Source organism: Sphingomonas sp. CCH9-F2 (genome assembly GCF_001556735.1).
Classification (GTDB): Bacteria; Pseudomonadota; Alphaproteobacteria; order Sphingomonadales; family Sphingomonadaceae; genus Sphingomonas; species Sphingomonas ginsenosidimutans.
On the sequence record NZ_LSJO01000416.1, the window covers coordinates 1 to 3,958 of the forward strand.

At 69.5% G+C, this 3,958-nt stretch carries 4 protein-coding genes and 1 pseudogene; 2 read left to right on the forward strand and 3 right to left on the reverse strand.

Annotated features, from left to right (window positions below):
• Positions 1-133: pseudogene (locus tag AX685_RS21045) on the reverse strand (alanine dehydrogenase); the annotation flags it as partial.
• Positions 134-248: 115 nt separating this feature from the next.
• Here AX685_RS21045 and AX685_RS11860 point away from each other — a divergent pair.
• Positions 249-731 carry an Lrp/AsnC family transcriptional regulator gene (locus AX685_RS11860; RefSeq protein WP_066488927.1) on the forward strand — a complete coding sequence of 161 codons (483 nt, stop codon included), beginning with the start codon at positions 249-251 and terminating at the stop codon, positions 729-731.
• A gap of 7 nt (positions 732-738) precedes the next feature.
• Here the strand turns inward: AX685_RS11860 and AX685_RS11865 are convergent, their stop codons facing one another.
• Complete coding sequence (locus tag AX685_RS11865; RefSeq protein WP_066488934.1) at positions 739-1,494, reverse strand: SDR family NAD(P)-dependent oxidoreductase; 756 nt, start codon at positions 1,492-1,494, stop codon at positions 739-741.
• 121 nt (positions 1,495-1,615) lie between these two features.
• Positions 1,616-1,945, reverse strand: coding sequence for an SWIB/MDM2 domain-containing protein (locus AX685_RS11870; protein WP_066488930.1), 330 nt, complete (start codon positions 1,943-1,945; stop codon positions 1,616-1,618).
• A 204-nt stretch (positions 1,946-2,149) separates the two neighbouring features.
• Between AX685_RS11870 and AX685_RS11875 the strand changes: the two genes are divergently transcribed.
• Complete coding sequence (locus tag AX685_RS11875) at positions 2,150-3,847, forward strand: LysM peptidoglycan-binding domain-containing protein (protein WP_066488932.1); 1,698 nt, start codon at positions 2,150-2,152, stop codon at positions 3,845-3,847.
• Positions 3,848-3,958: the final 111 nt, after the last annotated feature.

Sequence of the window (3,958 nt, forward strand, 5' to 3'; positions counted from 1 at the left end):
CAGCGATCCCGGCACCGGCGTTCGTTTCCACGATCACCTCATGCCCGCGCGCGACATACTCGCGCACCGCGCCGGGCGTCAGGCCGACGCGATATTCATGGTTCTTGATTTCCTTGGGAACACCGACGCGCATCGTCTCTCTCCGTCTTCGCGATGAAGACGATCGTATCGCAATCCGCGCGCACGATCCGCGCGAAGTGCGCGCACGCTACTTGCGATGCCGTGATATTTCTGCGTCAATCCGCGTCATGACGCAGGAATATCCCGCCATCGACCGGATTGACCGGCGACTCATCGCGCTGCTGCTCGCCAATGCGCGCGCCACCGCCTTCATGCTCGCGGACGCGATTGGGCGCTCGGCGAGCGCGGTCGGGCGGCGACAGCGCGCGCTGGAGGAAGCCGGCGTCATCACGGGCTACGAAGCGCGGGTCGATCTGGCGCGGCTCGGCTATCGCACGATCGTCCACATCAAGATGACGCTGGAAAGCCAGCGCAAGGACGTGCTGGAAGCGTTCGAGGCCGCGATCGTCACCAGCCCGTCGGTGGTGCGCTGTGACCTGATGTCGGGAAACGACGATTATCTGGTGACGGTGCGCGCGCGCGACCTGACGCATTTCGCCGCGATCCACCGCGAGGAACTGTCGCGGCTGCCCGGCGTCACCCGGATGGAATCGGGCTTCGTACTGCGCGAGGTGGTCAGCCCGCGCCTCCCCCTCGCGCTGCTCGACTAGCCGCGGGTTACAGCGACTGGCCGTCGTCCACGTCGATCACCGAACCGGTGACCATCGCGGAGGCGTCGGACGCGAAATACAGCAGCAGGTCGTCCAGCCCGTCGATCGGCATCAACCGGCGGCGGTGGAACCCTGCGATATGCGCCTTGCCGCCGTCGGTGTCGAACCAGTCGCCGTTGATGTTGGTGCGGATATAGCCGGGCTGGATCACGTTGACGTTGATCCCCGAACGTACCCATTCGCGCGCCAGGTTGCGGCCCAGATGCGCGACCGCCGCCTTCGACGCGGCATAAGCGCTGTCGCCGGTGCCGGTCTGATGCGCGGTGATCGACCCGATCAGCACGATCCGCCCGCGCCCGGTGTCGCGCACGCCCGCCGCGACCAGCCGCCGCGCGCCTTCCCGCGCGGTCAGCAGCACGCCGGTCAGGTTGACGTCGATCGTGGCGCGCAGCGCCGCGGCGGCGACGTCGGTGGAGCGGCCGGCATTGCTTTGCCCGGCGTTGGCGACGACGGTGTCGATCGTGCCGAACTGCGCCTGCCCCGCGTCGAACGCCGCCGCGATCGAGGCATCGTCAGTCACGTCCATCGCCACCGCCAGCGCCCGATCGCCCAGCCGTTCCGCCAGCCGCTGAACCGCGTCCAGGCGCCGCGCAGCGACGACCACCTTCGCCCCCGCGGCGACGAATCGCTCCGCAAAGTGCGCGCCCAGCCCGGACGATGCGCCGGTCACCAGCGCCACGCGTCCCGTCAGATCGAACGCCATCATCCCCTCCCCGCCTGTTTCGCCACGCCCGTTTCACAAAAACGCGGGTGTTTCAACCGTGCGATCAAGGGACAGGAACGGTCCGCGGGCGGTATGCCCGCCCGCCGACGGCGTCCCCGCGTTATGCCTTCGGCGCGGTCAGATGCGCGCTGAGGTGTTTGTTCATCTCGAACATCGAGACGGACTTCTTGCCGAAGATCTTCTCCAGCTTGGCATCGCCGTTGATCTGGCGCCGGTCCTTGGCGTCCTGCAAATCGTGCTTCTTGATGTATTCCCACACCTTGCTGACGACTTCGCTGCGCGGCAGGTCCTTCTTGCCGACGATCTCCGCCAGGTCCGCGGACGGGGTGACCGGCGCGGTGATGCCGCCACGTGCGCCGCCGGCGGGCTTCGCCTTCTTGGCCGTGGTCTTGGTGTCGCTTTTGGCCTTCTTTTCCGGTGACTTCGCCATCGCTGCTCTCCAATCGTTACCCCGTTCCGATCGAGCAGCGGCGGTTGTGACACCGCCGCGACTCCATGGACGCGACCCCTTGCGTACCAACAGCGTGGCGCGACCGCTACCGTGACGGTGGCATCGTGCGCCTAATCGATCCGCTTACAGACGCGACGGGCCTATCCGCCGTAGTGTGACGCGGCATCACGGTGGAGTGGATCGATGGTCGGCGTGGAATCGCGGGTGAGTGTCGCCGGTACGGCGCGGTCGTCGCTGGATAGCGCGGGGAGCACGCCGGGCGCCGCCCCGGGGCCGCTGGACCGGTTGATGGCCGGCGGCCGCGCGCTGTCGCAGTTCCGCGGCGATGCCGGCGTCCATGTGGTCAAGGCCGGCGAGACGCTGTCGCAGATCGCGCGGGCGGCGGGCACCGACTGGCAGACGCTGGCGCGGATCAACGGCCTGCCCGACCCCGACCGGCTCCGCGTCGGCCAGCGGATCGAGCTGCCCGATGCGCCGCGCGTCCATGTGGTGCGCGGCGGCGAGACGCTGTCGGGCATCGCCAGGGATGCCGGCGTCAGCGCCGCATCGCTGGCACAGCGCAACCATATCGCCAATCCCGACCTGATCCACCCCGGCCAGCGGCTGTCGATCGCGGGCAGCCCCGCCCCGGGTCCGCGACCGGTCACAGCGCCGGTTACCGCCGCTCCCGCCAGGCCGGCGGCGGCGGCGGGCGCAACGCTGACGCCCGGTGCCGCATCGCTGCGCGCAGCGGATATCGCGGCGGCGCGCGCAGCGGGGCACCAGTCGATCGGCAAATGCTACGCCTGGGTGAAGACCGCGCTGCAGCAGTCGGGCGCGGTCCCCGATTACATGCCCGGCGTCGCCGCGAAGGATGCCGGCCCGACGCTGGAACAACGCGGCTTCGTCAACCTGATGAACCAGCCCGGCAATACGATCCGATCGCCGTATGACGCGCCCAAGGGTGCGGTGCTGGTCTATGGCGCCGCACCGGGCGCGGTGGATAGGAATGCCAGATACGGCCATATCGAGATCCGCACCGGCACGGGCTTCGCCAGCGACTATGCCTCCGCCAACGCGCGCACCGGCAGCGCGGCGAACGGGCTGGAGGGGCGTGGGCGCGTGCTGACCGGCGTCTATGTGAAGCCGGATGCGGCGGCGTCCAGCGCGGCGGGGGCGAGCGCGGCCGCCGCCGACGGCGCCTATGCCCCCGCCAACCTCAAACTGGGCGCCAACGATCGCTATCGCGACGCGATCGTCGAGGCCGCGACGCGCACCGGCATGACGCCGCAGACGGTCGCGGCGATCATCGATGCCGAAACGCTGAAGGATGCCGATGGCGTGTGGCGCGACGATGCCGCGGCGGGCACGTCGAGCGCGGTCGGCATGACGCAATTCCTGAAGGGCACGTGGATCGGCGAGGCGACCCGCGCCGGCGGTATCCTGAATGCCGAGGCGAAGGCGGCGGGGATGGTCGATGCGAACAACCGCGTCGTCGACGAACCGGGGCTGCTGGCGCTGCGCACCGATGCGCGGCTGTCGATCCTGGCCGGTGCGGATTATGCGCGGCAGAACCTGTCGTCGCTGACGCGCAGCGGCGCGATCCCGGCGGATGCCGATCCGGCGGCGCTCGCCAAATATGCCTATGTCGCGCATCACGAGGGGTTGGGCGGGGCGCGCGGATTCCTGTCGGGCGACATGCGCTACCTGCGTGATGCCACGTTCGAGGCGAACGTCCCCGCCGCCAGCCGCCAGCGGTATCTGGATGCGGCAGGCGGCAGCGAGCCGCTGGCGTATCGCAACTGGCTGTCCGACTATATCGACCGGCGCATCGACGTGACTCGGTTCATGAACGACAGCACCGGCGTCGCGGTGCCAACGATGCGGTCGCTGCTGCGGTGAGCGGGCTTTGGACGCGGCGCCGGCTGCGCTAGGGGCATCGGCCATGTCGTGGAAGCCCGTTGCCCCCGCCGCCCTGCTGGCGCTTGCCGCCTGCGGCGCGGCCCCCGCCCC

Bases quoted from the DNA above. Each gene is read 5' to 3' on its own strand.
- AX685_RS11860 (WP_066488927.1), top strand. From the start codon at position 249: ATGACGCAGGAATATCCCGCCATCGACCGGATTGACCGGCGACTCATC.
- AX685_RS11865 (WP_066488934.1), bottom strand. From the start codon at position 1,494: ATGGCGTTCGATCTGACGGGACGCGTGGCGCTGGTGACCGGCGCATCG.
- AX685_RS11870 (WP_066488930.1), bottom strand. From the start codon at position 1,945: ATGGCGAAGTCACCGGAAAAGAAGGCCAAAAGCGACACCAAGACCACG.
- AX685_RS11875 (WP_066488932.1), top strand. From the start codon at position 2,150: ATGGTCGGCGTGGAATCGCGGGTGAGTGTCGCCGGTACGGCGCGGTCG.